The sequence below is a fragment of the Chryseobacterium sp. DT-167 genome, from assembly GCF_058310155.1.
Genome location: NZ_JBZEEQ010000002.1, coordinates 299849 through 325886 on the forward strand (window position 1 = coordinate 299849; position 26038 = coordinate 325886).

Here is a 26038-nt window from a genome sequence, read left to right on the forward strand (position 1 = left end):
CAATTTTAAACAGATTGTGTGTTGTCATCATGCCATTTTCCCTGAACTTTCATGACCTGTTCGATCACATCGCGTACAGCCCCGCTTCCACCCTGCTTTGGCGAAATGTAATCTGCAATATTTTTGATTTCGGGAACTGCATTTTCCGGGCAGGTGGAGATCGCCGAATTCTGCATCATGTGAATATCCGGAAGATCATCTCCCATTGTAAGAATTTCTTCGTTTTTTAAATTGTATTTCGTTTTAAAATCTGCATAATCTACCATTTTGTCGTGTGATTTTGCATAATAATCTTCAATTCCGAGGTAATTGATACGGTGTCTTACCATTTCATCATTTCCTCCCGTAATAACTCCGATTAAATAGTTGTTTTTTAGAGCTTTAACGACTGCGTAACCGTCTAAAACGTTCATCACTCTGCTCATATTTCCTCCCGGCATCAGATAAACGCTTCCATCGGTGAAAACTCCGTCTACATCAAATACAAAGGCTTTTATATCTTTTAATTTCTCTTTATAGCTCATACATTTTTTTAATAGAATGATTCATTGTTTTATAAATTTCCAGACTTTCATCTTTCAATAATTGTTCGTGTAATTCCAAAACTCGTGTGTCATTTCTCACGGCAGGTCCCGTTTGTGCTGACTTGGGTTCAATTTCGTGAATTTTTTTGACGGTTTCATCAATCAATGGTAGAAAATAATCAAACGGAATTTCCTGCGCATCAGAAATTTCTTTAGCCCTCGAAAAAAGATGATTCACAAAATTACAGGCGAAAACTGCAGTCAGATGAATATATTTTCTTTTTTCATGGTCACTTTTCATTACATTTTGTGAAATTTTTGAAGCTAAATCTGTAAGTAATTTCTGATCATCATCATTTTCGGTTTCTATAAAAAAAGGAATTTTTGAATAATCTAAATCCTTAGATTTTGAAAAGGTCTGCAAAGGATAAAAGCTTGATTTTCTGTATTCTCCTGTCAAAATTTCTTTAGATAATGAACCTGAAGTATGTGCAACAAGACAATTTTTTTTAGATATTAATTTTGAAACATTTTCTACAGATTGATCGCTTACACAAATAAGGTAAAGATCTGCATCTGCGAGACTCTTTGTAGAGTATGAAATATTTAATTCTTCGGAAATCTTTCTCAGCTCTTCCTCATTTCTTCCAAAAACCTGTTTCAGAGGAATATTATTCTGCGTGAAAGCTTTTGCAAGGTGATAAGCTACATTTCCGGAACCGATAATTACAGTTTGCATCTAACAAAGATAAGATTTTGTTATAATTAGTATAAGAGTGATTTGTAATTAAAGATTAAAGATTAAAGATTAAAGATTAAAGATTAAAGATTAAAGATTAAAAATATTTTGATATTAGACTTTATAACATCACGCATGTCTATCAGTTTCTTCCAGAATAATAAACATGTTATTGAATTTTGTTTGTATAAATGAGTATTATAAATTTGTCTATGAACATTTGGACTAAAAATTGAATAAGTAATTTAACTTTTAAATACTTTTGTAATCCAAAACAATGAAAGCATCTTATGAAGATTAAAGACGCGGAAATTATCACGCTGATGCAAAGCCCACGAACTCTTGAAAAAGGTATTCGGGCATTGATGGATGCTTATCAGAGTAGATTGTATTGGCACATCCGAAGGATTATTGTAGACGGAGACCTTGCTCAGGACACTTTGCAGGAGACTTTTATAAAAGCATATCAGAATTTTCACCAGTTTAAAAATGACAGTCAGCTATACACCTGGTTGTACAGAATTGCAACCAATGAAGCGTTGCAGCAGATCAATAAACTAAAGAGAATGCAGAAAACGGATGAAGATCCTGAATACTATATGCAGAACCTGGTTGCCGATAATACACACAGTGATGCAGATGAGATACAGGTCTTTTTGCAAAAAGCCATACAAAGCCTGCCCGAAAAGCAGAAACTGGTATTTATGATGCGGTATTATGATGATTTGCCTTACGAAGAAATATCAAAGATAGTTGATATGTCGGTAGGAACTTTGAAAACAAATTATCATTATGCAAAGCAGAAAATAGAAGAATATATTAAAGAAAATTACGAAAGATAATTTTTAGAAACAACGACATGAAAGATTTTGATCTGGAAAAATTAGAACGCAAAAATATTTACAAACTCCCCGAGAATATGTTTGACAGTATTCAGGAGAGAGTATTGAGCGAGATTAATGATTTTGATCTGGAAAAAATAGAACGTAAAAACATTTACAAAGTATCAGATCATTTATTTGAGGATGTTCAGGCAAATGTGATGAAAGAGGTAAGCATAAACAGAAAGGCTCCTGTATTTAAATTAAACTGGGGATATGCAGCTGCTGCGTCTTTAGCATTGATCTTTGGATCAGCTTTTGTGTACAATTCTTTCTCAGATTCAAATGATGATATCACTTCTGTAAAAAATTATGCTTCAAATAATTCTGAACAGAAAAAGGAAAGCGAGATAGCTTATGAGACTTTGAAATCTGATTTAACTTCTGTTGAAAACAACAATCAAACAACTGACAATCAGCAGAAAAATCAACAAATAAAAGCGGTTGCCTATGTCCCGGAAAAGACAGAAGTAAAACCGCAAACTGTAAAGCCGGTTTCAAAGAAAACCGAAGCACAGATGACAGAGTATCTGGATTCGTTTTCAAATTCTGAGATTGCAGAATTAGCCAATAATTCCACACAGGATGTTTATTTGGATTTATATAATTAAAAGAGAGATGAAAAAAATATTATTTACACTTCTTGTTATTTACGGTTTTGGCTTAAATGCCCAAAAGACAGATTACGACTGGAAAAAAATGGACCCTAAGCAAAGAAAAGAAGTTATAAATAATCTTTCTCCGGAAGAAAGAAAAGCGCTTCTTACACAGTTTAGAAACAATATGGTGCTTGATAATCTTAATGTTGATCCTAAAGATAAAACCGAGTTTACAGCCATGTACAATGAGTATCTGGATAATCAGAAAAAGATTAAAAGCCAGTTTGATTCTAATTTTGATCCGGAAGCATTATCAGAAGATGAGGCAAAAGCAAAACTACAGCAAAGTTTTGAGGTGGGACAGAAATTATTAGATAACAGAAAAAAATATGCGGAAAAGATGCAGACTGTCATTCCGTGTCAGAAAGTTTTGAAGTTGTTTCAGTCGGAAGGAATGATGAGAGATAAGATGAATGAAAGAAAACCTCACAACGGGAACAATAAGGGCTCAAAACCCAGACAAAACCCATAATAGTTTATTTTTTTAATGTTGGACGACCCTTGCAATTTATTGTGAGGGTCGTTTAATTTAAAATAATTCTTATTTTTGTGAAAAATTTATTGTGAAAAAGCTTCTGCTTTCATAAAATAAATAAATACTCAATTAACGGCTTTGGATATCGCTCTGAAACTGAAATGAATGTTTATATCGATTCTTGGACGGGAACTTATATATTTGATTAATTATTTTGAAATAATTAACTTTCAGGCGATTATTAATTTTAAAGTATTACTATTTTTGAATAAATCTTTAGATAATGAAAAAAATAATCCAGATCATATTTGTCCTTTTTTCAATAGTTTCTTTTGCGCAGAATGAAGAAGTGATTAAAGAGCGCGGAAACCTTTCAAATCCTAAAGGAAATATCTACAAATCTCTTGAGGTAATTGATCATAGAGACGATCACAAGATAGGAGAGTTGCCTTTTGGTGATGATCAGAAAATGAAAGAAATCATTTTTCCTGATACTGCAGGTAATTTTTTAAGCAAATGGTATACAGACAGCAATCATAAAGGCGGGAAACATGAATTGGTTTTGGTTTTAAAGAAATTAAAAGCTTCAATCGTTGCGACTTCAGAAAAAGAGAAAGAAGGTGACGTAGAGTTTTCTGCACAGACGTTTCTGAAAGAAGGTGATCACTATTCTTTTCTGTATAAAAAAGACACAGTATACAGTTTTAAGAGTAAAAATATTTCAGAAGCTATGGTGAAAAATATCCCTGTTATTTTTGCGATGTTTATGAAGAAAACATACACGAAGAAACCTGATGAAAACCATGTTTCAGCCGACGTTCTTGCAGATTACGAATCCTATGTGAAAAGCAATGCTGAAGGATATAAAAATAAACCGTTAAAAGAGGGGATTTACTTAAATCATTATGCATTTCTTCATCAAAATCCTTTAGCGGGAAAATATGTTCTTGAAAAAAATGATAAAGGAGAAGTCATAAAAGCCGTAAAAGAGGAGAATGGTAAAAAAGATAAAATTTCCGCAAACGAAATTTTCTGCTATGTAGAAAACGGAAAAATTTACAAGAAAACCTATTCAGGATTTATTGAAATGAATAAAAATGAAAAAGGATTTTATTTGTTGAGCAACAGAGGATACGTGCTTCCTGCCCCGAGTTCCGGCGTATTTGTTGGTGTTGCTCCTGGTGCAGGGGGAATTTACGGAGGCGCAGCAGTGGGGCTTATCAGTATTTTGGAGCGCAGCAGCAGACAGAGAAAAATGAAAAAAGAAGAGTTGACGGAAATTTATATTGATCCTTTAACTGGAGAATATGATTTTTCTAACGAATAATTAACAAGTAATAATATAACGATTCTTAAAACCTGATTTTAGAAAACAGAAAATAAATTCATACTGCAAAATTAAGAGAGAGGAATTGTCTCTCTTTTTTTTATCTTTGCAAATTACATAGTTCTTAAATGAAAAACATACGAAATTTTTGCATAATTGCCCATATCGACCACGGTAAATCTACTTTGGCAGACCGTCTTTTGGAGTACACGAATACCGTGACCCAGAGAGAATTACAATCTCAGACGCTCGATGATATGGATTTGGAAAAAGAGCGAGGGATCACAATAAAATCTCACGCCATCCAGATGGATTATGAGCTTAATGGCGAAAAATATATTTTAAACCTTATCGATACACCGGGACACGTAGATTTTTCTTACGAAGTTTCCCGTTCTATCGCTGCTTGTGAAGGTGCACTTCTGATTGTTGATGCTGCTCAAAGTATTCAGGCACAAACAATTAGTAATTTGTATCTGGCTCTAGAAAATGATCTGGAAATTATTCCGATTCTGAATAAAATTGACCTTCCGTCGGCGAATCCTGAAGAAGTTACCGACGAAATTATGGGACTTATCGGGTGTAAGTATGAAGATGTTCTTCGTGTTTCAGGGAAAACCGGTGAAGGTGTTCATGATTTGCTTGAGCAGATTGTTAACAGAATTCCTGCTCCGGTAGGAGATCCGAAAGCGCCTCTTCAGGCATTGATTTTTGACTCTGTTTATAATCCTTTCAGAGGAATTGAGGCATATTTCAAAGTAGTGAACGGAAGTATTTCTAAAAACGAGAAGATCAAATTTTTTGCAACAGGAAAAGAGTACGGTGCTGATGAGGTGGGAACGTTGAAACTAAAACAGGTTCCGAAGAAAACAATTGAATGTGGTGATGTAGGTTACATTATTTCAGGGATTAAAGATGCCCGTGAAGTAAAAGTGGGTGATACCATTACCTCTTTTGTGAATCCTGCTGCCGCTGCGATTGACGGATTTGAAGAAGTAAAACCAATGGTTTTCGCCGGAATTTATCCGATTGAATCTGAAGATTTTGAGGAATTAAGATTTTCATTGGAAAAATTAAGACTGAATGATGCTTCTCTGGTTTTCGAACCTGAAAGTTCTGCAGCCCTTGGTTTTGGTTTCCGTTGCGGATTCTTAGGAATGCTGCATATGGAAATTGTTCAGGAACGTCTTGAAAGAGAGTTTGATATGAACGTTATTACCACGGTTCCCAACGTTTCGTACCACGGGTATTCTAAAAAAGATCCTGAAACCGCAATTTTAATCAACAACCCGTCTGAGATGATTGATCCCAATCTTTTAGACAGAGTTGAAGAACCTTATATAAAAGCTTCTATTATTACTAAATCTGATTTCGTAGGTGCAGTAATGACGCTATGTATCGAGAAAAGAGGAGAAATTGTCAACCAAAGCTATTTAACAGCAGACAGAGTTGAATTGACCTTCAATATGCCTTTAGCAGAAGTTGTTTTTGACTTTTATGATCGTTTGAAATCTATTTCTAAAGGATATGCATCATTCGATTATTCACCAATCGGAATGCGATCTTCTAAGTTGGTAAAAATGGATATCCTTATTAATGGAGATATGGTAGACGCTTTATCATCATTGATTCACGATTCTAATGCGTATTATATTGGTAAAAAGATGTGTGAAAAACTTCGTGAACTGATTCCTAGACAGCAGTTTGATATCGCTGTTCAGGCAGCGTTGGGAGCGAAAGTTATTGCAAGAGAAACGATTAAAGCACTAAGAAAAGACGTTACCGCAAAATGTTACGGTGGTGATATTTCCAGAAAGAGAAAGCTTCTTGAGAAGCAGAAAGAAGGTAAGAAGAAAATGAAACAGATTGGTAGAGTAGAAGTACCACAATCAGCATTCATGGCAGTTCTGAAACTAAACGATTAATATAAAAAAGACCGATACATTTTATCGGTCTTTTTATTTTTGGTAAATCTTAGGCTTAAGATCTTACTTTTTTACAAATTTAATTTCCATGGTTTTGAATTCTTTACCAGTTTTAGAATCCGGACCGTACATTTCCATTGTTTGATGAGTGTCGTCTACAAAAGTGTATACTTCTCTCATGTTACAATCTTTTCCCGGTCTGCTCGGATCGGTCATTTTACCTTTAAATTCGATAGATTTTTTGGATACATTCCAATCGCCCTCCATATTCATAATTCCTGTTCCCATGTTGTCAATCCACGTACTTACAAATTTCTTTTTAGAATTGTCATAGCCCGTAATACTCATTCCTTCAAAAGGCATTCCCATAAAATTTCCTTTATGATTACTTACCTGATAACGACCGTCAAAAACCATTTTGTTGGTAGCTTCAGATGTACTCGTCATAGGTTTTCCGCCGTTTTCCATCCACATTGTGGTTTCTCCTGACCAGTTTCCGTCAGATTTTGCCAGCATTTTCTGCATATCTCCCGGAGTTGCATAATCCATCCAGGCTTTTGTAGCTGTTGCAGAATCTACAGGTTTCCATTCTTCGTTGGCGGTAGAATCGGTTTTATCTGTACCGGTTTTCACATCCATTTTTACTTTGTCACAAGCTATAAACAACAAAGCTGTACAAGCTGCAAATAATAAATTTTTCATAATAGTTTAGTTTTAAGTTGGTTATAAATTTAGTAAAAATACCTTTTCAAAAAATTATTATTTTATTATTGATATTGGTTTTTATATATTGTAATTTTGTGTATTCATAACGCAAATTAACACTATGGAGTCGCCAAAAAAACTACAGGATATAAAAGTTGCCGTTGATGCTGTCATTTTCGGGTATTTCGATAAAAAAGATCTTCAGATTCTTTTGATTAAAAGAAATATTGAACCTTTTAAAGGAGGTTGGGCACTTCCCGGGGGACTTGTTTTGGATGATGAAAATCTTGATGATGCTGTAAAAAGAGAATTACATGAAGAAGCAGGTATAAAGCCTGATTTTTTGGAGCAACTCTATACTTTTGGTAATGTGGGTCGAGATCCCAGAAACAGAGTGGTTTCTGTGGCATATTTAGGGCTTGTAAACCCATCTTATCACGAATTGTTTGCAGATTCAGATGCGGAAGATGCGCAATGGTTTAGTATCACCAAACTCCCCGAATTGGCTTTTGATCATGATAAAATCATCAATATTGCGCTAAAAAGACTTCGTACAAAAATTCAGTATCAGCCAATTGGATTTAATCTTTTGAATGAAGAATTTCCTTTTTCTGACCTTGAGAACTTGTACAAAACCATTATCGGACAGGAAATCGACCGCAGAAACTTCCGGAAAAAAATAATGAGTTACGGACTTTTGAATGAAACGAATAACGTCAAAAAAGAAGGAAGTGGAAGACCCGGAAAATTATTTACTTTTAATCAAGAAAAATATAAAGAGTTTGAAGAAGAAGGTTTTTATTTTGAAATTAAGTAGTCTTTGAACACAAACAGCGCAAATATTTTGCACTAATTTTCACTAATGTTTAAAATTTACTTATTCTTTAAAAATAACAACAAATATCAATATCAATAGGAACGGACTTTAGTCCATTTTTTTATTTAAATCAAGCAATTCGCTTTAGTTAAAACTTACATTAATGATTAATTGGTGTGATTTGTGGAAACATTTGTGTTCAAATAAAATAAATTTTTATTACTGATAATCAATCGATTAAATTTATTAGCTTAAAATTAACGCAAATGAATTTGCTTAATAAATCCATATTATTTTAAATTTGTGTAAAAATAACACAATATGAAATATACATTGCAAAATACAATAGAAAGCTTTCAGAGAAAAGAGAAGTTGAATTTTCTGTTCTTTTGGGGACACACGGTGAAAGATGAAATTACAAAAGCATGTTTCAGCCAATGGTTTCCTTTTGAATTTCAGGAAAACGGAATTGTTTTCAAAACTGCCGAACATTATATGATGGCTGGAAAAGCAAAATTATTTAATGATCATAAAATTTTAGAAGAAGTTTTAAAATCAGACTCTCCAAATCAGGCAAAAAGGTTAGGAAGAAAAGTTAAGAACTTTGATTCTCAGCTGTGGGATAAACAAAAATATGAGATTGTAAAACAAGGAAATTTGCTGAAATTTTCACAAAATAAGCAATTCAAAGACTTTTTATTGTCAACAGGAGAAAAAGTCTTGGTAGAAGCAAGTCCATATGATAGAATTTGGGGAATTGGAATGTTGGAAACAGATTCAAAAGCACAAAATCCATTATTTTGGAATGGTGAAAATCTGTTGGGATTTGCTTTAATGGAAGTAAGGGATAAATTGAGAGGTTAAACACAAAATTAAATGAAAATAAAAACACTTTACAGACCAGTCGGAGAAAAAGAAATGATTCTCATTATTGAAAGTAATTATAAAAAATTTCCTCCAAGATTAGAATGGCAACCGATTTTCTATCCCGTCTTAGATGAAAATTACGCATCAGAAATTGCAGAGAAATGGAACACAAGAGATGAAGCAGGAAATTATCTCGGTTTTGTAACGAAATTTGAAATGTTGGAAGATGAAGTAAATAAATATCCGACGCAGAATGTTGGCGCAAAAAATCATAACGAATTGTGGGTACCGTCGGCAGAATTAGAAGCATTTAATCAGGCAATTGTCGGAAATATTGAAGTGATAAAAGTATTTATCGGCGATGATTTTAGAAAGCCTGAGAATAATGAAATTAAAAACTTGATTTTAAAATTAAAACAATGAAACTCAAATTAAAAAAATATAAAGAACAACTACAAGACTGGCCTCAAAAAGGGTATCACATCATGGCACAATATGATGATGAAAAAATAATTGTTTATCAGTCTTATCGAAAAGAAATTGGTGAATTTGCACTTCAAAATCAATATTTCGGTGGAGCTTTCAGCTTGGAAAGAATGACTTGGATAAAACCTAATTTTCTTTGGATGATGTACCGAAATGGTTGGGGAACAAAAGAAGGACAGGAATATGTTTTGGCAATTCATTTAAAAATTGATGCTTTTAAAAAATACTTAGAAAATGCCGTTTATTCTTCTTACAACGAAAGGTTGGAATTATCAAGAGAAGAATGGCAAAAATCAGGTAAAAGAATCATCTGCAAGATTGCAATGGGATCCGGATCATGATTCTTTCGGGAATAAATTGGAGAGAAGAGCAATACAAATTGGATTAAGAAATGATTTCATCGAATCTTTTGCTCAGGAAGATATTATTTTAATTGAAAATATTTCAGATTTCCTGAAAGAACAGCATCAATTTGTTTTAAATCATAACTTGGATAATTTGGTGATTCCTGAAGAAAAACCATTGTTGTTTGACGACGAAAATTTGAACAAAAAACTGAAATTAAATGAAAATTGAATTAATAAAAGGCGACATCACCAAAATAAAAGCAGACGCAATCGTCAATGCTGCCAATTCATCTTTATTGGGAGGTGGCGGTGTTGATGGAGCAATTCATCGTGCAGGAGGAAAGCAAATTTTAGATGAATGCATTGAAATTAGAAATAAACAGGGAAAATGCAAAACAGGAGAAGCGGTCGTAACAACAGCCGGGAATTTACCGGCAAAATATGTCATTCACACAGTTGGTCCGGTTTGGAATAATGATGAAGAAAAAAGCTCAGCATTATTGACAAATTGTTATAAAAACTCTTTAGAATTAGCTGAAAGTTTAAATGTAAAAACAATTGCTTTTCCCAATATCAGTACAGGAGTTTACAGATTTCCGAAAGAATTGGCAGGAAAAATTGCTGTTCGTGAAGTCCAGAATTTCCAATCTGAAATCATTGAAAAAGTTGTTTTCGTTTGCTTTGATGATGAAAATGAAAAAATTTATAAAAAACTACTGGAATAATGGAAAAATATAATTTCAGATTTGTAGATGATCCTGAAAATCAGAATGTAGGACTGACAGTTGAGGAAATTAATTTTCTTCAAAAAGAATTAAATCTGAAATTTCCGGAAATATATGTTTTTTATCTTCAAAATGCAGGTAAAAATTCCAATGTTTTCAAAGTTGAAACAAATACTGAGGAATTAAGAAAAATTCAAAATGAATTAAGATCAGAACTTAATAAACTTAGTTTATTAAAAAATGAAGAAATTTTATGTATAAAGAAAGATGTAGAATTTATAAAATATTTTAATTCGAATTTTGAAACGTATTATTTTTTTAATTTATCAGAAAATAAAAAGATTCCTGAATTATATTATTTTGAGGAAGTCTGTATTAATGAAGGATGGCTTGCTTTCAAAAAGCAAATAAGCAGATTTGAAGGAAAAGACTTCATCGGAGCCATTAACACAAAAACAGACAGAAAATACGGATCAATGTCTTTTAAAGAAGCTTTTTCTATTATAAAATTTCTTTTTAAATAAGAAAAAAAATTAAACAAATGAAAAAACTAACCATATTAAGCGGGGCAGGAATCAGTGCCGAAAGCGGAATAAAAACATTCAGAGACGGAGACGGTCTTTGGGAAAATCATAATATAACAGATGTCGCAAGTCCGGAAGGATGGAGGAAAGACAGAGCTTTGGTATTGGAATTTTACAACCAGAGACGTCGCCAAATTCATGAAGTACATCCAAACGATGCGCACAAATTAATTGCAGATCTGGAAAAACATTTCGATGTTCAGATCATCACACAAAATATCGATGACCTGCACGAAAGAGCGGGATCTACAAACATTCTTCATATCCACGGAGAATTGTTGAAATCTTGTTCGTGCAACAATAAAAATCTTGTTTACGATCAAAAAGAGGATATCAAGATCGGGGATAAAGCGGAAGATGGAGCTCAGTTAAGACCTTTTATCGTTTGGTTTGGCGAAAATGTTCCTTTGATGAAAGAGGCGACAAAAAAAGCAAAAGAAGCAGATATTTTTCTGGTAATCGGAACTTCTTTGCAGGTTTATCCGGCTGCGGGATTGCTTCATGATATTAAAGATGATTGTCTTTTAATTGTGATCAATCCCAACGAAACAGGCTTCGGATACGGACAAAGAGCTGTCGTAATGAAAGAAACGGCAACAAAAGGAATGCAATTATTATTTGATAAATTGGTAAATCTAGCGTAATGGAAAATGCAGTAAAAGCCGGAATTTTTGGAGTTTGCATTGGCGATGCGTTGGGTGTTCCAGTGGAATTTAAAAGCAGGGAAACATTAAAAAGATTTCCTGTTGAAAAAATGCAGGAGTTTGGATCTTGGAATCAGCCGAAAGGAACCTGGAGTGACGACAGTTCACTAACACTTTGCTTAGCCGATGAATTGACAAAAGGTTATGATTTGGAAAAAATCGGACAAAGTTTTGTAAAATGGAACAAATATGGACATTGGACGGCTCACGGGAGACTTTTCGATATTGGCGGAACAACAAGACATGCCATTGCAAGGTTGATTAAGGGAGAAAGTGCAAAATTTTCTGGAAATATTTTTGAAGAAGACAATGGGAATGGCTCTCTGATGAGAATTCTTCCCTTAGCTTTTTATCTTAAAAACGAAGAAGATATTGAAAAGCTATATCAAACGGTAAAAGAAGTATCGTCCATTACTCACGGGCATTTTCGTTCTGTTTTTTCATGTTTTATCTATGTGATTTTTGCGATTGAATTAATGAAAGGAAAAGATAGAAAAGAAGCATACAGTCATGTTCAAAAAACAGCTTTGAAATTTGCAGAAATTCAAGGTTTTAACCCAAAAGAGATCCAGCTTTTTGATAAGATTTTAAAGAATGATATTTCAATATATTCAGAAGATGAAATTAGAGGAAGCGGTTATGTTCTTCAAAGCCTGGAAGCCTCATTATGGTGTTTTCTAAACTCAGAAAGCTACTCTGAAGCAGTTTTAAAAGCAGTCAATTTAGGAGAAGATACTGATACAACGGGAGCTATTACAGGCGGAATTGCCGGAATTTATTATGGTTTTGAAAATATTCCTGAAGAATGGGTTTCTGAGTTGGTGAGGAAGGAGGATATTGAAAACTTATGTATTAAATTAGAAAATAAATTAAAAAACTAAAACACAAACCATGAACGAACAACAAAAGAAAAAAATAAGCAAATTCCTGAGCTACATTCTCAGGCATCATCCCGAAATCATTAATCTGAATTTGGATGAAAACGGATGGGCAGATGTTGACGAACTGGTAACAAAATCCTCCAACGATTTTCAAGGTTTTACCTTTGAAGAACTGGATGAAATTGTGCAGACCAATGCTAAAAAACGATTTGCTTTTAATGAAGGTAAGACAAGAATAAGAGCCAGTCAGGGACATTCTATTGATATTAATTTGGATTTAGTTCCACAACAGCCGCCCGAATTTTTGTATCACGGAACGGCTCAAAATAATGTCGAATCCATTTTAGAAAAAGGAATTGAAAAAAGAAACCGACAACACGTTCATTTAAGCATAGATAAAGAAACGGCAACGAATGTTGGAATGCGCCACGGAAAGCCAATTATTCTAACCATTAAAACTGAAAAAATGTTTGAAGAAGGAATCGAATTTTATCTTTCGGAAAATGAAGTTTGGCTCACGGATTTTGTAGATGCAAAATATATTTCGGAATAGCAAAGATTTAAAAATAAAATTTTTTAAAAGAGTTTTATTTTTTATATTAAATATTTCATATATTAGTGTATTAAATCGAGGTATCCGTAAAACGTAAAGAGTAGGAAAATCAAACAAAATCATTATGAAAAAATTAAACAAAATTTCAAGAGAGAATTTAAAATCCATTAAAGGAGGAATTACACCAGAATGTGCATCTTGGTGGGGTTCAGGTCGACCATATTACAGTAATGAGGCAACCTGCCTTCAAGCTGCTCCCACAGATCCTGACTTTGAACCATTTTGCATTAATCAATGTGGACGTTGGTATGCTTTCTAATTAATAAATGGAGTAAAAAATACCCCTATAAAGTATCAAACTTTTAGGGGTTTTTTTATGGAAAATCAAAAAGAGATTCTCATCAGGAATGTACCTTTGAAGAATTGTATGAAATTGCCCGAATTTTTGTATCACGGAACGGCACAGAACAATGTCGAACCTATTTTAGAAAAAGGAATTAAAAAAAGAAGCCGACAACACGTTCATTTAAGTATCGATAAAGAAACCGCAACCCATGTTGGAATGTGCCATGGAAAGCCAATTATTCTCACGATAAGCACAGGAAAAATGTTCGAGGATGGAATTGTGTTTTATCTTTCTGAAAACGAGGTTTTGCTGACGGATTTTGTGGAAGCAAAATATATTTCTCGGATATAATTTTTATTTTCAATTGATTTTCAAAAATCCAGTCTTTTTCCCTGCTTGATTCGGGTGTTTTTCCTTTAAGTTTTATGTTTTTATAAATCGAAATTTGTTCTGTTAAATCATTAAAACCAAAAATCATGGCAACTAAAAAACATTTTTTCGTTTCATTAGAAGGAGTAGATCTTAGCGATGAACAATTGAAAAACATCGACAAAGGAATTCAGAATGTAGTGCTTTCTGAGCTGTCAAAAGTTGATAACACGCATTCCTTTTCTGCTCAACGAGATTTCAGAGCAATTACAAAACCCCTTCGCATCAAAGACTGGTTTCCCTATGGAATCATCATCTTCAAACCTCAGATTGATATTCAGAATCAGTTGAAAGACATACAGTCTCAAATCAAAGCTTATGGAGGCTAAAGAGAACTCATCAAAGTTGTGTCCCAGTTATTTAGGAAAAACCGGGGCACAGCTTTTTGGCGTTCTGGGAAAAGACGGGAAAGTGAATTTTATAACGCCGCTTACCGTCACAGAAGAGTTTCTTGAGCTGAATAAAGAGAAAAATAATCTCGAACAACGATTCCGTTTTACCGGGAAATGTATAGAAAAAGGTTGTTTACAATGGAATAATGAAGAGTCGAAATGTTCACTCTCAAAAAAGGTTCAAGACTTTGCTACAGATAGAGTAGAAGAATTATCATTTTGCCCGATTCGTTCCCAATGCAGATGGTATTCTCAGGATGGCGAAAATGCCTGTTTTTCATGCAACGAAGTAACCCGGAATATGGAGGAATTGCTTTTAAAGATTTAAGTGCTGAATAATTTAAACAAAAATACGCTTCAAATTTGAAGCGTATTTTTCTATTTTTTAGGTAAGCCTTTTTTCAATGCATAATTTGCTCTTTCGATTGCTTTTTTTTCTTTCCAGTCCATATATCTTTTTTTGTACCGTCCTTTCATAAAATTGTCAAAATTTCGCTGAACGGTAAGATTCCAGAGAGAGTTGGCTTTCACCGCCCAGGATTTGTCCCATGCACGAAGAGAAAGCGAGAAGCTTCCGTCAAGATATTTCATCCAGTGCCACCATCCGGTTGGCATAAATAAAGTATCGCCGTGTTCCAGAAAACACTCGATGCCTTCGATACCGTCAAGAGCCGGGAATTTCTCAAAATCAGGATTAGAAATATCAAAATCTTCCAGAGAATATGTGGCATAAGGAAGTTTGTATAATCTGTCTCTCCATTTTTGTTCAAAAAGAAGAACGTGCTTTCTTCCGTTAAAATGGGTATGGAAAATATGGGCCAAATCAATATCGTAATGTAAGAACGTAACCGAACCTTTTCCGCCAAAAAACATGGAAGGATATTTATCCAAAAATCCGCCCATCAAATCTGAAGGAGAAATATAATCTTCCAGTAATTTATTGGCACGTTTGATAGGATCAAAGAAGAAAATTCTAAGATCGGTCGGCTCTCTTTGAATGAGGTCGATATAGTCCGCAAACTTCATTTCGGTTGTCGGAGTATTAATAGGAGCTGCAGGATCAGCTTTTGCGCTGTCATACAGAGGAACGGTAACGTCTCCTACCACTTCCTTCACATAGTCCATCGTCCATTTTTGGTAAGCGGGCCATTTTTTAGCCATGTTTTTGATCACTACCGGTCTTCTTGGTTTCAGATATTTTTCAAGGAACTCTTCTTTCGTAATATCATCAACAATATCTATAGGTTTTAGAATAACCCCCATTTATTATATATTTTATGTTACAAAATTATTAAATATATAAATACAATAAATCAAATAATGTTCTTTTTAATCTATGACCTTCATCATTTTTTTATTTGTTCCAGATAAAAATTTTTTAGCAGCTGTTTACAATTGCTGCAAGGGTATTATTATTATGAAATATAATTTGCAATATTAAAAATTTATGCGAATGAAATGTTTATAAAATTTGATTATGGTAAAAAACACCGCAATAATTGCCTAATTTGTTGTATAATATTTAGCTGGATTTATTTCTAAGTTTGTTGCATGACATCAAATTAGAAAATCGCGAAACATTTTGCAGCACTCTGCTGTATCAATGTATTTCTTTTTAAAGTCATAAATGATGCATCATCCGGATTGGAAATTTATTCTAGACGAAATTTTCAAGCCGGGAAAAATTTATTTATTAATTTTTAATTACAAATTTTATGAAAAAACTATTTTTTTGCGCCATGATGGGCGTTTCGGTTATGGCTTTTGCCAAAACAATGGCGATTTGGACTTCAAGTTGTGGTGTAAAACATTACACGACATTTCCAGATGGTTGGACTTATAATCAAATATCAAACGCAATAGCAACTATCAACGAGGCAGAGTGTGGTGTTAAACCAAGTGTGAGTTTAAATCTTAATTAAAAGGGAGGCGGAGTTTCTCCGCCTTTTTTTAACATAAATAAAATATGAGAAAAATAATTTTTTTGTTTTTGCTACTGGGCTTTATATATTCTTTTGGTCAAAGAATTAATTTTGAGCCTACTATAAGAGTTTTCTATGACTCTTCATTACAACTTGGAGACAAATACCGTCATGATCAAAAATTTGTATTAGTAGGTAACTCTCAAGATTATTACTTTGCTGCTGCACAAAATTATTTAAATGATACAAAACAGTATGAATCAAAAGGAGTTGATACAAAATCTATTAGCGACTATTTTCAAGAAAGAGTAATTAAAAGCAATAATAAAACAGCGGTTTTTACCATAGCAATAGATGCAAAAATAAGATATGAGGAAAATATAAATTTAAAATGGGTTCTTTATGGAGAGACAAAAACTATTAATGGCGTGAAATGCCAAATGGCAACAACTAATAAATATGGAAGAAGATGGATTGCGTATTTTTCAAAAGAATATCCACAATCTTTAGGACCATACAAATTTACGGGCTTACCGGGTTTGATATTTGAATTATATGATACACGTAATGATTACCATTTCGTATTGACTAAAATTGAAAAATTTTCAAAGGATTTTGAGTTTAACATTAATGAATATAAAAATTTCTCAAAAGATAAATATCTAAAAGCAAAATATAACATGGAATTTACTATGGCGGGTTTTCCTGGCGCTGAGGAAGAATTAAGAAAAGAGTTAGAAAACGCTTTTGAAAGAAAGAAAAAAATGCATAATAATCCTTTAGAATTAAAACCTTTTGAATAGTTATAACAGCATCTTTGTCATTCCGGAGGAATCTCAACAATGTATAAAAAACAGCTTAGATTCCTCCGGAATGACAAAACTCTGGAGAGAATTTTATTTTTTTAGGTTCTTGATTAACTCTTCAAGTTGTGAACTTAGAAGTTTTGCTGTTTCAGAATCTGTTATATTAATGATAATACCTTGCTGAATATCTTTTTGCCCTACAGAACTGTCCTTATTATCATAAATATTATTTATGATATGGGTCTTTTGTCCATCATCAAAAAGATCCTGAATTTTCACATTAAAAATATCTGCCAACTTTGGAATATACTGAGATTTTACATCTGTAGCTTCGTTTTCCCAATTAGAATACGTGTTTCTGTCTATTTCCAACAGATCTGCGATATCCTTACTGGAATATTTAGTTTTACTTCTTAATCTCTTGAGATTAGTTCCTATTCCCATAACTATAAGTTCTTTATACAAATTTATACTTTTCAATAAAAACAAATGAAAAAACTATATAAAATATGAAAAGAATTTACATTTTATTTCTATCTCTTAATTTTTTATACTTGAGATTCCTCCGGAATGACAAACGTAGCGTTGAAAACGCCAAGCATAGTGTTGGAATGCCCAAAGTTGTCAAATAAACTCCTTTAGAATTAAAACTTTTGAATAATTATAACATCATCTTTGTCATTCCGGAGGAATCTCAACAACATATTTTCAACTAAATTTAGATTCCTCCGGAATGACAAACAGGGTGGTGGAAACGCCAAGCATAGCGTTGGAATGATAAAGTAAATGTTAGATTTTACAAATAATCTATAAAATTATCTCCTTCACTTAATGCGATATAAAAAGATGATTAAGAAATTCTAAATTTGGATTTTGAGATCTTATTAACTTTAGTTTTTTATCCCGTGAAAAATCTTTAATTTCTTTTTCTCTTTCAATAGCTTGATGAATCCATCCAAACTTTTCGTAGTAAATTAAAAACTCTAAATTATATTTTGCCGTAAAGCTGTTCGGATTTTCTTTTGATTGATGCTGAGAGAGCCTTTTATGGAGATTATTTGTAACACCTGTGTATAAAAACGGTTCGATTTTTATTCGTGAGAATATAAACGTAGAAGGTATAAATACCCTCTGAAAAGTCAATCATTTTTTTGTGTTTTTATTAATTTTGTTTTCTATGAGACATCGAAATTCCGTAAGAAATTTAACTGTTTTGTTGAAAAAAATAGCTTAGAATTTTCCGGAATGACAACATTACGTTGAAATAAAAATGTATCAGAATTCAAAAGTAATAAAATTCAAGCAAAGAAAAAAAGACGGAAATTTCTTTCCGCCTCTCAATATAATATAGTGTTTTTTTAGTTTTTACCCGAAATTGTTTTTAAAATAATGGGCTCTAAATTGGATGGGAGATCGGCTGATTTTATCTGATAATTTTTGACCTTCATTTCCTTAAACCAGTTTTCCCAGTATTCTTTGATGACGCCTTCTTCAAAAGGATTGCCTTTTTCCGGGTTGATGCCTAATACGATAACTTCAAGATTACTCAGGTTGTCATTGGCTTTTACAAATCCCAGGTTATTTTTTTCAATTGTAGTTTTAAAGTCAGAACCTGTAAGATTGTTGGCTTTTATCAATTTTGAAGTTAGATAAGAGGTTTTCTTTTCTTGCGAGAATTTTGAATCTTCATGATACATATAACCATCGGTCAAAATAAAGAGGATATTTCTGTGATCGTCTTTTATACAGTAATCTTTGACTTTATTTCTGAAAAATTCCCAAATATCAGATCCGACGAATTTACCATCATTTATGGCGGACTGATAAATATTCAACGGCAGTTCAGAATATTTTTTCTCTACGGAACTGAAATACTCCCTACGTGTATGTTTATCGAAAGAAACTCGCAGGTCTTGTGTGAATACATTCATCTTCGGATCAGAAGGTTCCGGATTGAAGAAAACCTGCATCTGATCATTGTATGTGATGATTCTTTTTGTTTTAATATGATTTAAAAATCCTTTTTCAATGGCTTTGATATATTCTGTATCTCTCTGGAAATATTCCATCGTCGGATTCGGGTTGGTTTTAGGATCAATTCTGTCGGATAAATCAATTAAAATACTGACATTGATATTATTTGAATCAACAATAATTGAGTCCTTTTCACCACAATCTAGAGTTTCAGGTTTTTCTTTACAACAGGAAGCTAAAGAAATAATTAGCAGAAAGTAAAATATTTTTTTCATAGTTGTAATTATAAAGATGATAAATAAACTAAATTTTGATTTTCAGAGTTAGCACCCACAGCTTCAAGATTACTATTGTATGTTTCGATACAATCGTCAATCATCGTTTGCTTTTCGGTTTTCGATACCGCTATTTTTTCACCAATAAATGTTATCCAGCCCTGAACATATTCTGAAGCGTACAGTTTATAATCTTTAGTTGGAATAATTACTCCGTCAATGATATTCTGAAGTTCTTCGATTCTGCCACGAGTTTTGATGACAATCTCTTTTGTACTTCCGATGTTTGCGATAATTTCTTCAATTTCTTTTTTGAGAACATTGATTTTTTCTAAAAGGAAAAGCACGTTTTTCTGTCTGATTTCCTGTTCGTTCTTAATTTTATCTTTCTCTTTGTGTTCCTTCATGACAAAGTCAAAAACAAGCCCCCAAATAATATAAACAATGAATCCTGCGAAGATTATTCCCCAAAATTGAATTGTAGTAAAGGCGATCTTGAGATCAAATGGCGGAGAATCAATTGTTTTATTTAATTCGTATAATTTAGACTCAATTTGATAGGCTAAAATGGCGTCGAAAATAAAAGTAACAATAAAAAGCAAACCCAATTTCACATAATTTACCCAAGTTTTAGTTTCATTAAACATATGAATCAAAAATCCCAACCCTAAAAAGACAAAAGGAATGAAAGTTACAAATGCACCTTCAATAAAGCCTTCAGACCAAGCTCTTTCCCAAGCTCTTGCATCCAAAACACTTTGTATAACAGTAACTTTCGCATCAAAACTTTTAAAAAACGCCGAGTAAGAAGTCGAAATATAAAAAGTTAACAGATATAAAGTAATCGGAACAAGAAGAATAGCACCGATCCAAAACTTTGTAGATGCACCTCTTGTAGCTTTTACATTGTATTTTTCCGGGTTTCTGGGTAAATCGTTGATCTCAGCTTTTAAAACCTGAATCTGATTTTGGTGACTTTCAATTTCTTTATTTTTATTTTTTAACTGATCTTCTTTCGTTTCTACAGATACCGTCAAAGCTTTTATTTCTGTTTCCTTATTCTTCTGTTCATTCACGTATGATTCTTTCAGTTTCTGCTGTTTTTCAACCATTTCTTTTTCCTCATTCTGAAATTTTGAATAAACGGCATCAAGACAGATTGATAAGGTAGAATGATTTCCGTTGGTTCTGGAGCTGTCTCTGTACCCCGATTCGTGATAGGTTCTTTTTCTGCTTTCTTCGGGAGATTCTCCAGTGGGATCAAATTCGGTTTTTAAAACTTCTTTTTCTTCTTCTTCCGGAGTTTCGATGGGAACTGATTTTAATTTGAATAAGTTTTTAATATTTGTTGTCATGGTATTTTAGTTTTTTAATTCATATAAAATATCTGTTTTATTCTTACCCATTTTCACAGATTCAATAAGATAATCGACGATTGATTGTACATTTTCTTCCAGAAAACCAAACATCAGAACGTATTTTTGCATGGCAGAATATTCATTTGGTGAAACAATACCATCTGCCCAAATCATGACCGTAAGATCATACAGATAATCTACTTTTTCTTCGATGGTTTGTGGGACAAGAGATTTGAAATTGATAGGATTTAATAATATTTCGTCCAGATTTTTAGATGAAATACCTCTTTCCTCTGCACATTCATAAAGCATTTTCAGTTCTAAGGTGCTGAAATCATCATCACAAATTGCCATTTGGTACAATCTTAGAAAGTGCGCTTTGAGATTTTCAGTGATTTGAGTGTTTTCCATAGTTTTAGTCTTCTTTTGGTTTTTTAGGATTAATGATTTTGTCTCGCAGATATGCTTTAGGCTGTGTTGAATATTCTGACGATTCTTCGGTAATTTCTTCCTTTTTTTGTTCCAGCTTTTCGGCAAAAGCTACCAGTAAAAAGAGAATTCCCGTGATAGTGTCAATAGGAATCCACAAGCTTTTTCGATATAAGTAAATGGGAATAAAAGGATTGAAAATAATGAGAATGACCAGAAAAATTATACTGAAATAATATTGCTTAAAGCTCAAAAAATTATAAATAACAATTGAAGCTCCAATAAAAACAAGAATTCTCAGAAAAGTATAATATTCTATAGGAAGCCTGAAAATACCAGCGAAACAACATAGCGCACAAAACGTGAAAAATGGTTTCATGGTTTAAGTTTTTTAAAATCCAGTTCTGAGATTGTATTTATAATTAAAATTATCTTCAGACATAAAGATGAAGATGAAGAAATCAATACATGCAATCAATGCAGGAATAAATGTCCAACAAAACAAGAGATAAAATATTCCCATTGTATTTTGCCCTAAGTAAAATCTGTGAATGCCTAATCCTCCCAAAAAAAGAGCAAGCATCGCGGTTGTAAATTTTGATTTCATAATTAAACTCTTGATAATATTTCGTTCTTTTTACTTTCAAACTCTTCCGGAGAAATGATTCCGTTTTCCACTAAACCTTTCAGTTTTTGTAAAACAGCAAACGGATCTTCTGCTTCTATAAGCTTAGGTGTTGACTGTTGTGTCTGTAAAGGATGTGCGATTATCGGTGTTGTATTATTAACTGTGACGCCGCCTCCCGCAGAAGCTCTTCTTACTTCGAGATCTTTTTCTCTTCGAATCCCTCTCATTTGTTCTTCTATTTCCTGAGCAAACTGGTAGAGTTTTCTTGCCTGTGCTTTTGGAAGATAATCCATCATATTACTGAGGTTGCTGACGGTTCTCATTGTAAAAGTAGAACCCAAAATTCCTTCCTTAATATGACAATCTGCAACGTCAACCCAACTGTAATCCTGAAAATCCATCGAGAAACCGAAGTTTTTAGGTCTGCAAAAAATAATTCTTCTGTTGGTAAGTGCGATACAATCCGGAGAAAGATTCAATGCAGGTTTTTTCTGAACAGCAATGTATTCTACAAATTCTTGCGAGGTAAGAAGACTATTGATTCTCTCCAGTAGTTTTTCGACAGCTTTCGGATCTTGCTCTTCGTTTAAAAATTGTTTTAAATTCATGATATTTTGGTTTTAGTATTATTAATTTTGTTGAGTGAACTGGATTTGTTTTGAATAAATACCTATTGTTTACTCTATTCTATTTTTAGCTTCAATCTGTTCTTCGTACCAATATTTTTGTGTGCTAAAATCTAATGGCCAATCTCGTTGAGCCTGTCTTTTTATTGGATTATCTTCTATAGTTTCCATATAATCGGCTGCCTCAATTTGTTCGTTGATCCAATATTCTTGTGTAGAATAATCGTTTGGCCAATCTTTCTTTGCCTTTTCTTTTAATCTGGCAATCAAAGCATCCTTTTTCGGATCTGTTTTTATCTCTATTTCCTGAGGATGAACATCAGACGTTTCTATGGCATTTAAGTTTTGATATGATGAAATTTTATCTTTTTTATCATCCATGCTTCCGAAAGCGATGAAAATAAAAAATAGAAATACACCTGCTGAAATTACGTGTTTAAAGTTTTTCATGTTTTTTTAGTGTTAAAAATTATTTTTGTTGATATATAAAAGGAGGAAATTGTTCCAAGCAAATAAAATGTTACATCTAAGAAGTCAAACGTTCCCGGAACGATTTTAAAGAGCTGGAGAAATTCAGATAAAATAGCAATGATAGGAATACTGAAAATCCAAAAAATATTTTGTCTGGTAATTGAATGTTTCCAGATTTCTAACGAAATGGCTGTGTAAGAAAATATCCAAAGTCCATCTGGAAGATTATAAATAAACCAACTCGGAAAAGAGTAAACAGTTCTGAAATTCTTAATTATATTAATTTCATTAGAAAGATTTAAATATTTGAACCAATGAAACATAATAAGCGTCTCTGTTCTGAAAATGGTATAAATGAACCCGCCCAATATCAGAGGAAGAAAATATATGATTATTCTTAGTCCCTGAATCATCTTTTTACATCTTTATAATAAACATATCCTGTTTTCCCAGATTTCTGCACCTTTACTTTCTGCCAATACTTTTGTTTGGAAACTGGAATTAATTTTGCGGTTTTCGAGACTTTCTCTATTACTTTAGATTGAAGAGATGGTTTTTCATAAATTTTGATTACAGAAACGACTGCATTGTGTCTGTTGTTGGTTTTGATATTCACTTCATCAATACGAATTTTGGGAGGTTCTGAAGTTTTGCTTTTTTTAGAATGATATGAAAAAGGAGTGTTCGGAGTTTTAGACTTTTTATGTTTTGAAGATGAGCGGTTTACCGAAGATTTTTTCTTGTAAGAACCGCCTCCGCAAACGCCACAACTCCCACCTCCACCTGCACAATGCGCGCAACCAGAACAATTTGAGCACGCAGAACAGTTTGAAGATCCGGTGCATCTTCCACCATTATGTGGACTTTTTTCTTTTGATAAAGAAAAAGAACCAGACATCAATACTCCAAAGAAAATAATTAGGATAGATATAAAAGTTTTCATGGCTATTAGTTTTAATTATAGTTTTGTAAAGTCTGGTGAAGCTGGTTTCTGAAATTATAAATTTCATCAAGGGTGTTTAATAAAACTTTCTCACCTGCGTCTTTACCATTATGAAAAGTTTCCAAATATTTATTTGCGGTATTAAAATGAAATCTGCAAAGAGGTTTTCTGTTATTATCATCAAGCAATACTCCGAAATAAGATAAAGTATCTCTGTGAGCAATTCTCTGGGAAGGAACTTTTTCTCTTAAAATGGCTTTTACAATTTGGAAAGCTTCCAGTTCCTCTTCTGTTGTCACGATTTTAGAATCATTATTCTCATCAATAGGAGAGGCGTTCTTTATTTTTTCTTCCTGTTTTTCGATCTGTTCATTAATGCTTAATGCAGATTTTAGTCTAAAACTGATAGATTCGTTGATCGATGTGGTCAATGCTTTTTTGGTGTATTCTTTAAAGGCAATCATTCGGTTGGCTGTTAAAGGTTTGTCAAAAAATTTACTGACCAGTATTTTTACCATTTCATCCGAAGGAGTTTCAATTTCTTTTTCAAATTCTTTTCTGATGGCTTTAATATATTTTAAGGCTTCTGCGGAATCCAGAATGCTTTCCAGATTATATTCGTTTTTGGTAAAGCTTTCAAGAATTTTTATTGAGCTGTCTTTTATATCCTCTATATTGATGGTGAAAAATGGCTTTTCATCCATAATATTCGGCTTTTCAAGATCAGTATAAAAATTATAGACAATTCCGTTGGTAAGAACTCCAAACCGTGATTTTGAAACATGGAAATAGCGGTGAAGCTGTGAGTTGTGAGCATCTGCACTTTCCTTCCAGTGTTTGCATTCTATAATAAAAATAGGCTCATCATTTTTTTTAATAACATAATCTATTTTTTCTCCCTTTTTTGTTCCGATGTCACAAATATGTTCCGGAATTACTTCGGTCGGATTGAAAATATCATAGCCCAAAATCTGAATAAAAGGCATTACAAAAGCGTTTTTTGTGGCTTCTTCTGTTCCGATCTGGTCTTTTAAGCCAACAACTTTTTGATGTAATTGCTCAAGTTTAATTTTAAGATCCATAGTTTTTAGTTTTTAAGAGTTTCGTCAATGATTTCTGCGTTTGGAGCATTGGATTTCACAGAGTGAATTCCGTTTTCCATTGCTGTTTTTGAACTGTATAATTGACTTTTTCCGATGATTTCTCCGTTTCTGGCTTTCAGAACAAAGTAATCTTTGTCATTGGTGGAAACCCGTCTTTCGTATCTTGCGTCATCCTGAGAATTGATTTTTACAGATTCTATTCCTTTCTGACAAGATGATTTCTGAACGTAACCTTCACTCATTAAAATGATTTCACCATTGTTGGCTTTAAGGTTGAATTGATACTCTCTGTTTACTCTTTGAGTAATTGTGAATTTTCCCATGATTGTTTTTATTGTTTAACACTCCAAAAGTATAACCCTTTAAAATCCAAACCTTACGGGAATCCGTAAAACGGGCAAAAAATAATAAAACCTTCCAAAAAATTGAAAGGCTTTATTAAATATGCTTTGAAAATTTATTTTCAAATTATTCCAATGTCTTTACAAAAAGCGACTAATTGCTCATTGCTTGTGACCTCAAGATCTTCTTTTAAACTGTTAAGTTTTTTCTCAACACTGCTCAAACTATAAGGCTTTATGTCTTTTTCCTGAAGGTGAACAGGAATGTTTTTCTGTAAAATTCCTTTAGATAAAAGAGAAACTAATGTAATATCATAAGCTGAAAACTCATAACTATTCAGTTTTCTCATTTCCTGTTTCATATCAAGTGATAAGTAATTCTCATTAATATAAACTGAGGCGATCGATTTTTTCAGTTCTTTAGAATCATTTCTGGCTTTTCGGACATAGCCGTTAATTTCATATTCCTTGAAAAGCGAATCAATAACTCCTGATTTGTGCTCGGCAGAAAAAACGATGATTTTTAAAGAAGGCTGAATTTCTTTTATTTTCTGAATTAGTTCTCTTCCGTCTTTAATTTCCTGTTTTCGATGATCTTCTTCGTAATACAGATCGGTGATCAGAAGATCATAAGGCTCGTTTTCTCTGATAGATTTCTGAATTTTTGCCAATGCATCATCGCAATAATATACATAGTCAACATTTGGAATATTGAGATCCTCCAATGTTTTTTGTACAGATAAATTGATGCTTTCGTGGTCTTCGGCGATTAAAATTTTTTTGAACATTCTTTTTT

General features: G+C 32.9%; 37 protein-coding genes and 1 pseudogene. 21 read left to right on the forward strand and 17 right to left on the reverse strand.

Annotated elements, in window-relative coordinates:
* Positions 1-5: 5 nt before the first annotated feature.
* Together AC4FQ5_RS03855 and AC4FQ5_RS03860 are read right to left on the reverse strand one after the other, a co-directional pair.
* Positions 6-524 carry a KdsC family phosphatase gene (locus AC4FQ5_RS03855; RefSeq protein ID WP_491141178.1) on the reverse strand — a complete coding sequence of 173 codons (519 nt, stop codon included), beginning with the start codon at positions 522-524 and terminating at the stop codon, positions 6-8.
* Positions 514-1263 (reverse strand): Rossmann-like and DUF2520 domain-containing protein, encoded by a 750-nt coding sequence (locus tag AC4FQ5_RS03860; RefSeq protein ID WP_491141179.1) that lies wholly within the window; start codon positions 1261-1263, stop codon positions 514-516. Before AC4FQ5_RS03860 ends, AC4FQ5_RS03855 begins: the two co-directional genes overlap by 11 nt.
* 290 nt (positions 1264-1553) lie before the next feature.
* Here AC4FQ5_RS03860 and AC4FQ5_RS03865 point away from each other — a divergent pair, with 290 nt between their 5' ends.
* From AC4FQ5_RS03865 to lepA, 5 genes are all read left to right on the forward strand, one after another.
* Positions 1554-2105: an RNA polymerase sigma factor gene (locus tag AC4FQ5_RS03865; protein WP_491141180.1), complete on the forward strand. Its 552-nt coding sequence runs from the start codon at positions 1554-1556 to the stop codon at positions 2103-2105.
* Between the two features lie 17 nt (positions 2106-2122).
* Positions 2123-2755, forward strand: coding sequence for a hypothetical protein (locus AC4FQ5_RS03870; protein WP_491141181.1), 633 nt, complete (start codon positions 2123-2125; stop codon positions 2753-2755).
* A gap of 7 nt (positions 2756-2762) precedes the next feature.
* Entirely contained in the window at positions 2763-3275 is a 513-nt protein-coding gene (locus AC4FQ5_RS03875) for a hypothetical protein (RefSeq protein ID WP_491141182.1), read from the forward strand.
* A 286-nt stretch (positions 3276-3561) separates the two neighbouring features.
* Entirely contained in the window at positions 3562-4605 is a 1044-nt protein-coding gene (locus tag AC4FQ5_RS03880; protein WP_491141183.1) for a hypothetical protein, read from the forward strand.
* A 128-nt stretch (positions 4606-4733) separates the two neighbouring features.
* Positions 4734-6530: a translation elongation factor 4 gene (lepA, locus tag AC4FQ5_RS03885; protein ID WP_491141184.1), complete on the forward strand. Its 1797-nt coding sequence runs from the start codon at positions 4734-4736 to the stop codon at positions 6528-6530.
* A gap of 63 nt (positions 6531-6593) precedes the next feature.
* Here lepA and AC4FQ5_RS03890 read toward each other — a convergent pair whose 3' ends face one another.
* A complete protein-coding gene (locus tag AC4FQ5_RS03890; protein ID WP_491141185.1) occupies positions 6594-7232 on the reverse strand; it encodes a DUF1579 domain-containing protein in 639 nt (212 codons plus the stop codon).
* 124 nt (positions 7233-7356) lie between these two features.
* Here AC4FQ5_RS03890 and AC4FQ5_RS03895 point away from each other — a divergent pair, with 124 nt between their 5' ends.
* The 14 genes from AC4FQ5_RS03895 (at position 7357) to AC4FQ5_RS03960 (ending at position 14694) form a co-directional block, all read left to right on the forward strand.
* Entirely contained in the window at positions 7357-8052 is a 696-nt protein-coding gene (locus AC4FQ5_RS03895) for an NUDIX hydrolase (protein WP_491141186.1), read from the forward strand.
* Positions 8053-8373: 321 nt separating this feature from the next.
* Positions 8374-8916: a riboflavin biosynthesis intermediates N-glycosidase gene (gene ybiA, locus AC4FQ5_RS03900; RefSeq protein WP_491141187.1), complete on the forward strand. Its 543-nt coding sequence runs from the start codon at positions 8374-8376 to the stop codon at positions 8914-8916.
* A gap of 12 nt (positions 8917-8928) precedes the next feature.
* Positions 8929-9342, forward strand: a complete 414-nt coding sequence (locus AC4FQ5_RS03905; protein ID WP_491141188.1) for an ADP-ribosylation/crystallin J1 — start codon at positions 8929-8931, stop codon at positions 9340-9342.
* Positions 9339-9746 (forward strand): DUF4291 family protein, encoded by a 408-nt coding sequence (locus tag AC4FQ5_RS03910; protein ID WP_491141189.1) that lies wholly within the window; start codon positions 9339-9341, stop codon positions 9744-9746. Before AC4FQ5_RS03905 ends, AC4FQ5_RS03910 begins: the two co-directional genes overlap by 4 nt.
* Positions 9724-9981 carry a DUF4291 family protein gene (locus AC4FQ5_RS03915; protein WP_491141190.1) on the forward strand — a complete coding sequence of 86 codons (258 nt, stop codon included), beginning with the start codon at positions 9724-9726 and terminating at the stop codon, positions 9979-9981. Before AC4FQ5_RS03910 ends, AC4FQ5_RS03915 begins: the two co-directional genes overlap by 23 nt.
* The gene (locus tag AC4FQ5_RS03920; RefSeq protein ID WP_491141191.1) at positions 9971-10477 is read left to right on the forward strand and encodes an O-acetyl-ADP-ribose deacetylase; all 507 of its coding nucleotides are present in this window, start codon (positions 9971-9973) and stop codon (positions 10475-10477) included. The genes AC4FQ5_RS03915 and AC4FQ5_RS03920 overlap by 11 nt, the downstream gene beginning before the upstream one ends.
* Positions 10477-11001 (forward strand): SMI1/KNR4 family protein, encoded by a 525-nt coding sequence (locus tag AC4FQ5_RS03925; protein ID WP_491141192.1) that lies wholly within the window; start codon positions 10477-10479, stop codon positions 10999-11001. The genes AC4FQ5_RS03920 and AC4FQ5_RS03925 overlap by 1 nt, the downstream gene beginning before the upstream one ends.
* 17 nt (positions 11002-11018) lie before the next feature.
* On the forward strand, positions 11019-11705 hold the full coding sequence (locus tag AC4FQ5_RS03930; RefSeq protein ID WP_491141193.1) for an SIR2 family NAD-dependent protein deacylase: 687 nt from the start codon (positions 11019-11021) through the stop codon (positions 11703-11705).
* Positions 11705-12646: an ADP-ribosylglycohydrolase family protein gene (locus AC4FQ5_RS03935; RefSeq protein WP_491141194.1), complete on the forward strand. Its 942-nt coding sequence runs from the start codon at positions 11705-11707 to the stop codon at positions 12644-12646. The genes AC4FQ5_RS03930 and AC4FQ5_RS03935 overlap by 1 nt, the downstream gene beginning before the upstream one ends.
* Before the next feature lie 10 nt (positions 12647-12656).
* Entirely contained in the window at positions 12657-13199 is a 543-nt protein-coding gene (locus AC4FQ5_RS03940) for an RNA 2'-phosphotransferase (protein WP_491141195.1), read from the forward strand.
* A 124-nt stretch (positions 13200-13323) separates the two neighbouring features.
* On the forward strand, positions 13324-13518 hold the full coding sequence (locus AC4FQ5_RS03945; protein WP_491141196.1) for a hypothetical protein: 195 nt from the start codon (positions 13324-13326) through the stop codon (positions 13516-13518).
* A 57-nt stretch (positions 13519-13575) separates the two neighbouring features.
* Positions 13576-13896 carry an RNA 2'-phosphotransferase gene (locus tag AC4FQ5_RS03950; RefSeq protein ID WP_491141197.1) on the forward strand — a complete coding sequence of 107 codons (321 nt, stop codon included), beginning with the start codon at positions 13576-13578 and terminating at the stop codon, positions 13894-13896.
* A 125-nt stretch (positions 13897-14021) separates the two neighbouring features.
* Positions 14022-14303: a hypothetical protein gene (locus AC4FQ5_RS03955; protein ID WP_491141198.1), complete on the forward strand. Its 282-nt coding sequence runs from the start codon at positions 14022-14024 to the stop codon at positions 14301-14303.
* A complete protein-coding gene (locus tag AC4FQ5_RS03960; RefSeq protein WP_491141199.1) occupies positions 14293-14694 on the forward strand; it encodes a hypothetical protein in 402 nt (133 codons plus the stop codon). Before AC4FQ5_RS03955 ends, AC4FQ5_RS03960 begins: the two co-directional genes overlap by 11 nt.
* 50 nt (positions 14695-14744) lie before the next feature.
* Here AC4FQ5_RS03960 and AC4FQ5_RS03965 read toward each other — a convergent pair whose 3' ends face one another.
* Positions 14745-15629, reverse strand: a complete 885-nt coding sequence (locus AC4FQ5_RS03965; protein WP_491141200.1) for a cupin-like domain-containing protein — start codon at positions 15627-15629, stop codon at positions 14745-14747.
* A gap of 452 nt (positions 15630-16081) precedes the next feature.
* Here AC4FQ5_RS03965 and AC4FQ5_RS03970 point away from each other — a divergent pair, with 452 nt between their 5' ends.
* A complete protein-coding gene (locus AC4FQ5_RS03970; protein ID WP_491141201.1) occupies positions 16082-16288 on the forward strand; it encodes a hypothetical protein in 207 nt (68 codons plus the stop codon).
* A gap of 44 nt (positions 16289-16332) precedes the next feature.
* On the forward strand, positions 16333-17091 hold the full coding sequence (locus AC4FQ5_RS03975) for a GLPGLI family protein (RefSeq protein ID WP_491141202.1): 759 nt from the start codon (positions 16333-16335) through the stop codon (positions 17089-17091).
* 93 nt (positions 17092-17184) lie between these two features.
* Here AC4FQ5_RS03975 and AC4FQ5_RS03980 read toward each other — a convergent pair whose 3' ends face one another.
* The 13 genes and pseudogenes from AC4FQ5_RS03980 to AC4FQ5_RS04040 all read right to left on the reverse strand — a co-directional run bounded on the left by AC4FQ5_RS03980 (position 17185) and on the right by AC4FQ5_RS04040 (position 26030).
* Positions 17185-17538: a helix-turn-helix domain-containing protein gene (locus AC4FQ5_RS03980; protein WP_491141203.1), complete on the reverse strand. Its 354-nt coding sequence runs from the start codon at positions 17536-17538 to the stop codon at positions 17185-17187.
* 384 nt (positions 17539-17922) lie between these two features.
* Positions 17923-18241 (reverse strand): annotated as a pseudogene (locus AC4FQ5_RS03985) (GIY-YIG nuclease family protein).
* Positions 18242-18452: 211 nt separating this feature from the next.
* Positions 18453-19343 carry a hypothetical protein gene (locus AC4FQ5_RS03990; RefSeq protein WP_491141204.1) on the reverse strand — a complete coding sequence of 297 codons (891 nt, stop codon included), beginning with the start codon at positions 19341-19343 and terminating at the stop codon, positions 18453-18455.
* Between the two features lie 8 nt (positions 19344-19351).
* The gene (locus tag AC4FQ5_RS03995) at positions 19352-20698 is read right to left on the reverse strand and encodes a coiled-coil domain-containing protein (protein ID WP_491141205.1); all 1347 of its coding nucleotides are present in this window, start codon (positions 20696-20698) and stop codon (positions 19352-19354) included.
* Positions 20699-20704: 6 nt separating this feature from the next.
* Positions 20705-21112 carry a hypothetical protein gene (locus AC4FQ5_RS04000; protein WP_491141206.1) on the reverse strand — a complete coding sequence of 136 codons (408 nt, stop codon included), beginning with the start codon at positions 21110-21112 and terminating at the stop codon, positions 20705-20707.
* Between the two features lie 4 nt (positions 21113-21116).
* Entirely contained in the window at positions 21117-21509 is a 393-nt protein-coding gene (locus AC4FQ5_RS04005; RefSeq protein WP_491141207.1) for a DUF6804 family protein, read from the reverse strand.
* A gap of 12 nt (positions 21510-21521) precedes the next feature.
* A complete protein-coding gene (locus AC4FQ5_RS04010) occupies positions 21522-21737 on the reverse strand; it encodes a TM2 domain-containing protein (RefSeq protein WP_491141208.1) in 216 nt (71 codons plus the stop codon).
* Positions 21738-21739: 2 nt separating this feature from the next.
* Positions 21740-22366: a PH domain-containing protein gene (locus AC4FQ5_RS04015; protein ID WP_491141209.1), complete on the reverse strand. Its 627-nt coding sequence runs from the start codon at positions 22364-22366 to the stop codon at positions 21740-21742.
* Positions 22367-22435: 69 nt separating this feature from the next.
* Positions 22436-22834: a hypothetical protein gene (locus AC4FQ5_RS04020; RefSeq protein WP_491141210.1), complete on the reverse strand. Its 399-nt coding sequence runs from the start codon at positions 22832-22834 to the stop codon at positions 22436-22438.
* A 430-nt stretch (positions 22835-23264) separates the two neighbouring features.
* Positions 23265-23798, reverse strand: coding sequence for an SH3 domain-containing protein (locus AC4FQ5_RS04025; RefSeq protein ID WP_491141211.1), 534 nt, complete (start codon positions 23796-23798; stop codon positions 23265-23267).
* Between the two features lie 11 nt (positions 23799-23809).
* Positions 23810-24880, reverse strand: a complete 1071-nt coding sequence (locus tag AC4FQ5_RS04030) for a type I restriction endonuclease (protein WP_491141212.1) — start codon at positions 24878-24880, stop codon at positions 23810-23812.
* 5 nt (positions 24881-24885) lie between these two features.
* Positions 24886-25224, reverse strand: coding sequence for a YegP family protein (locus tag AC4FQ5_RS04035; RefSeq protein WP_491141213.1), 339 nt, complete (start codon positions 25222-25224; stop codon positions 24886-24888).
* A 140-nt stretch (positions 25225-25364) separates the two neighbouring features.
* On the reverse strand, positions 25365-26030 hold the full coding sequence (locus AC4FQ5_RS04040) for a response regulator (protein WP_491141214.1): 666 nt from the start codon (positions 26028-26030) through the stop codon (positions 25365-25367).
* Positions 26031-26038 lie beyond the last annotated feature (8 nt).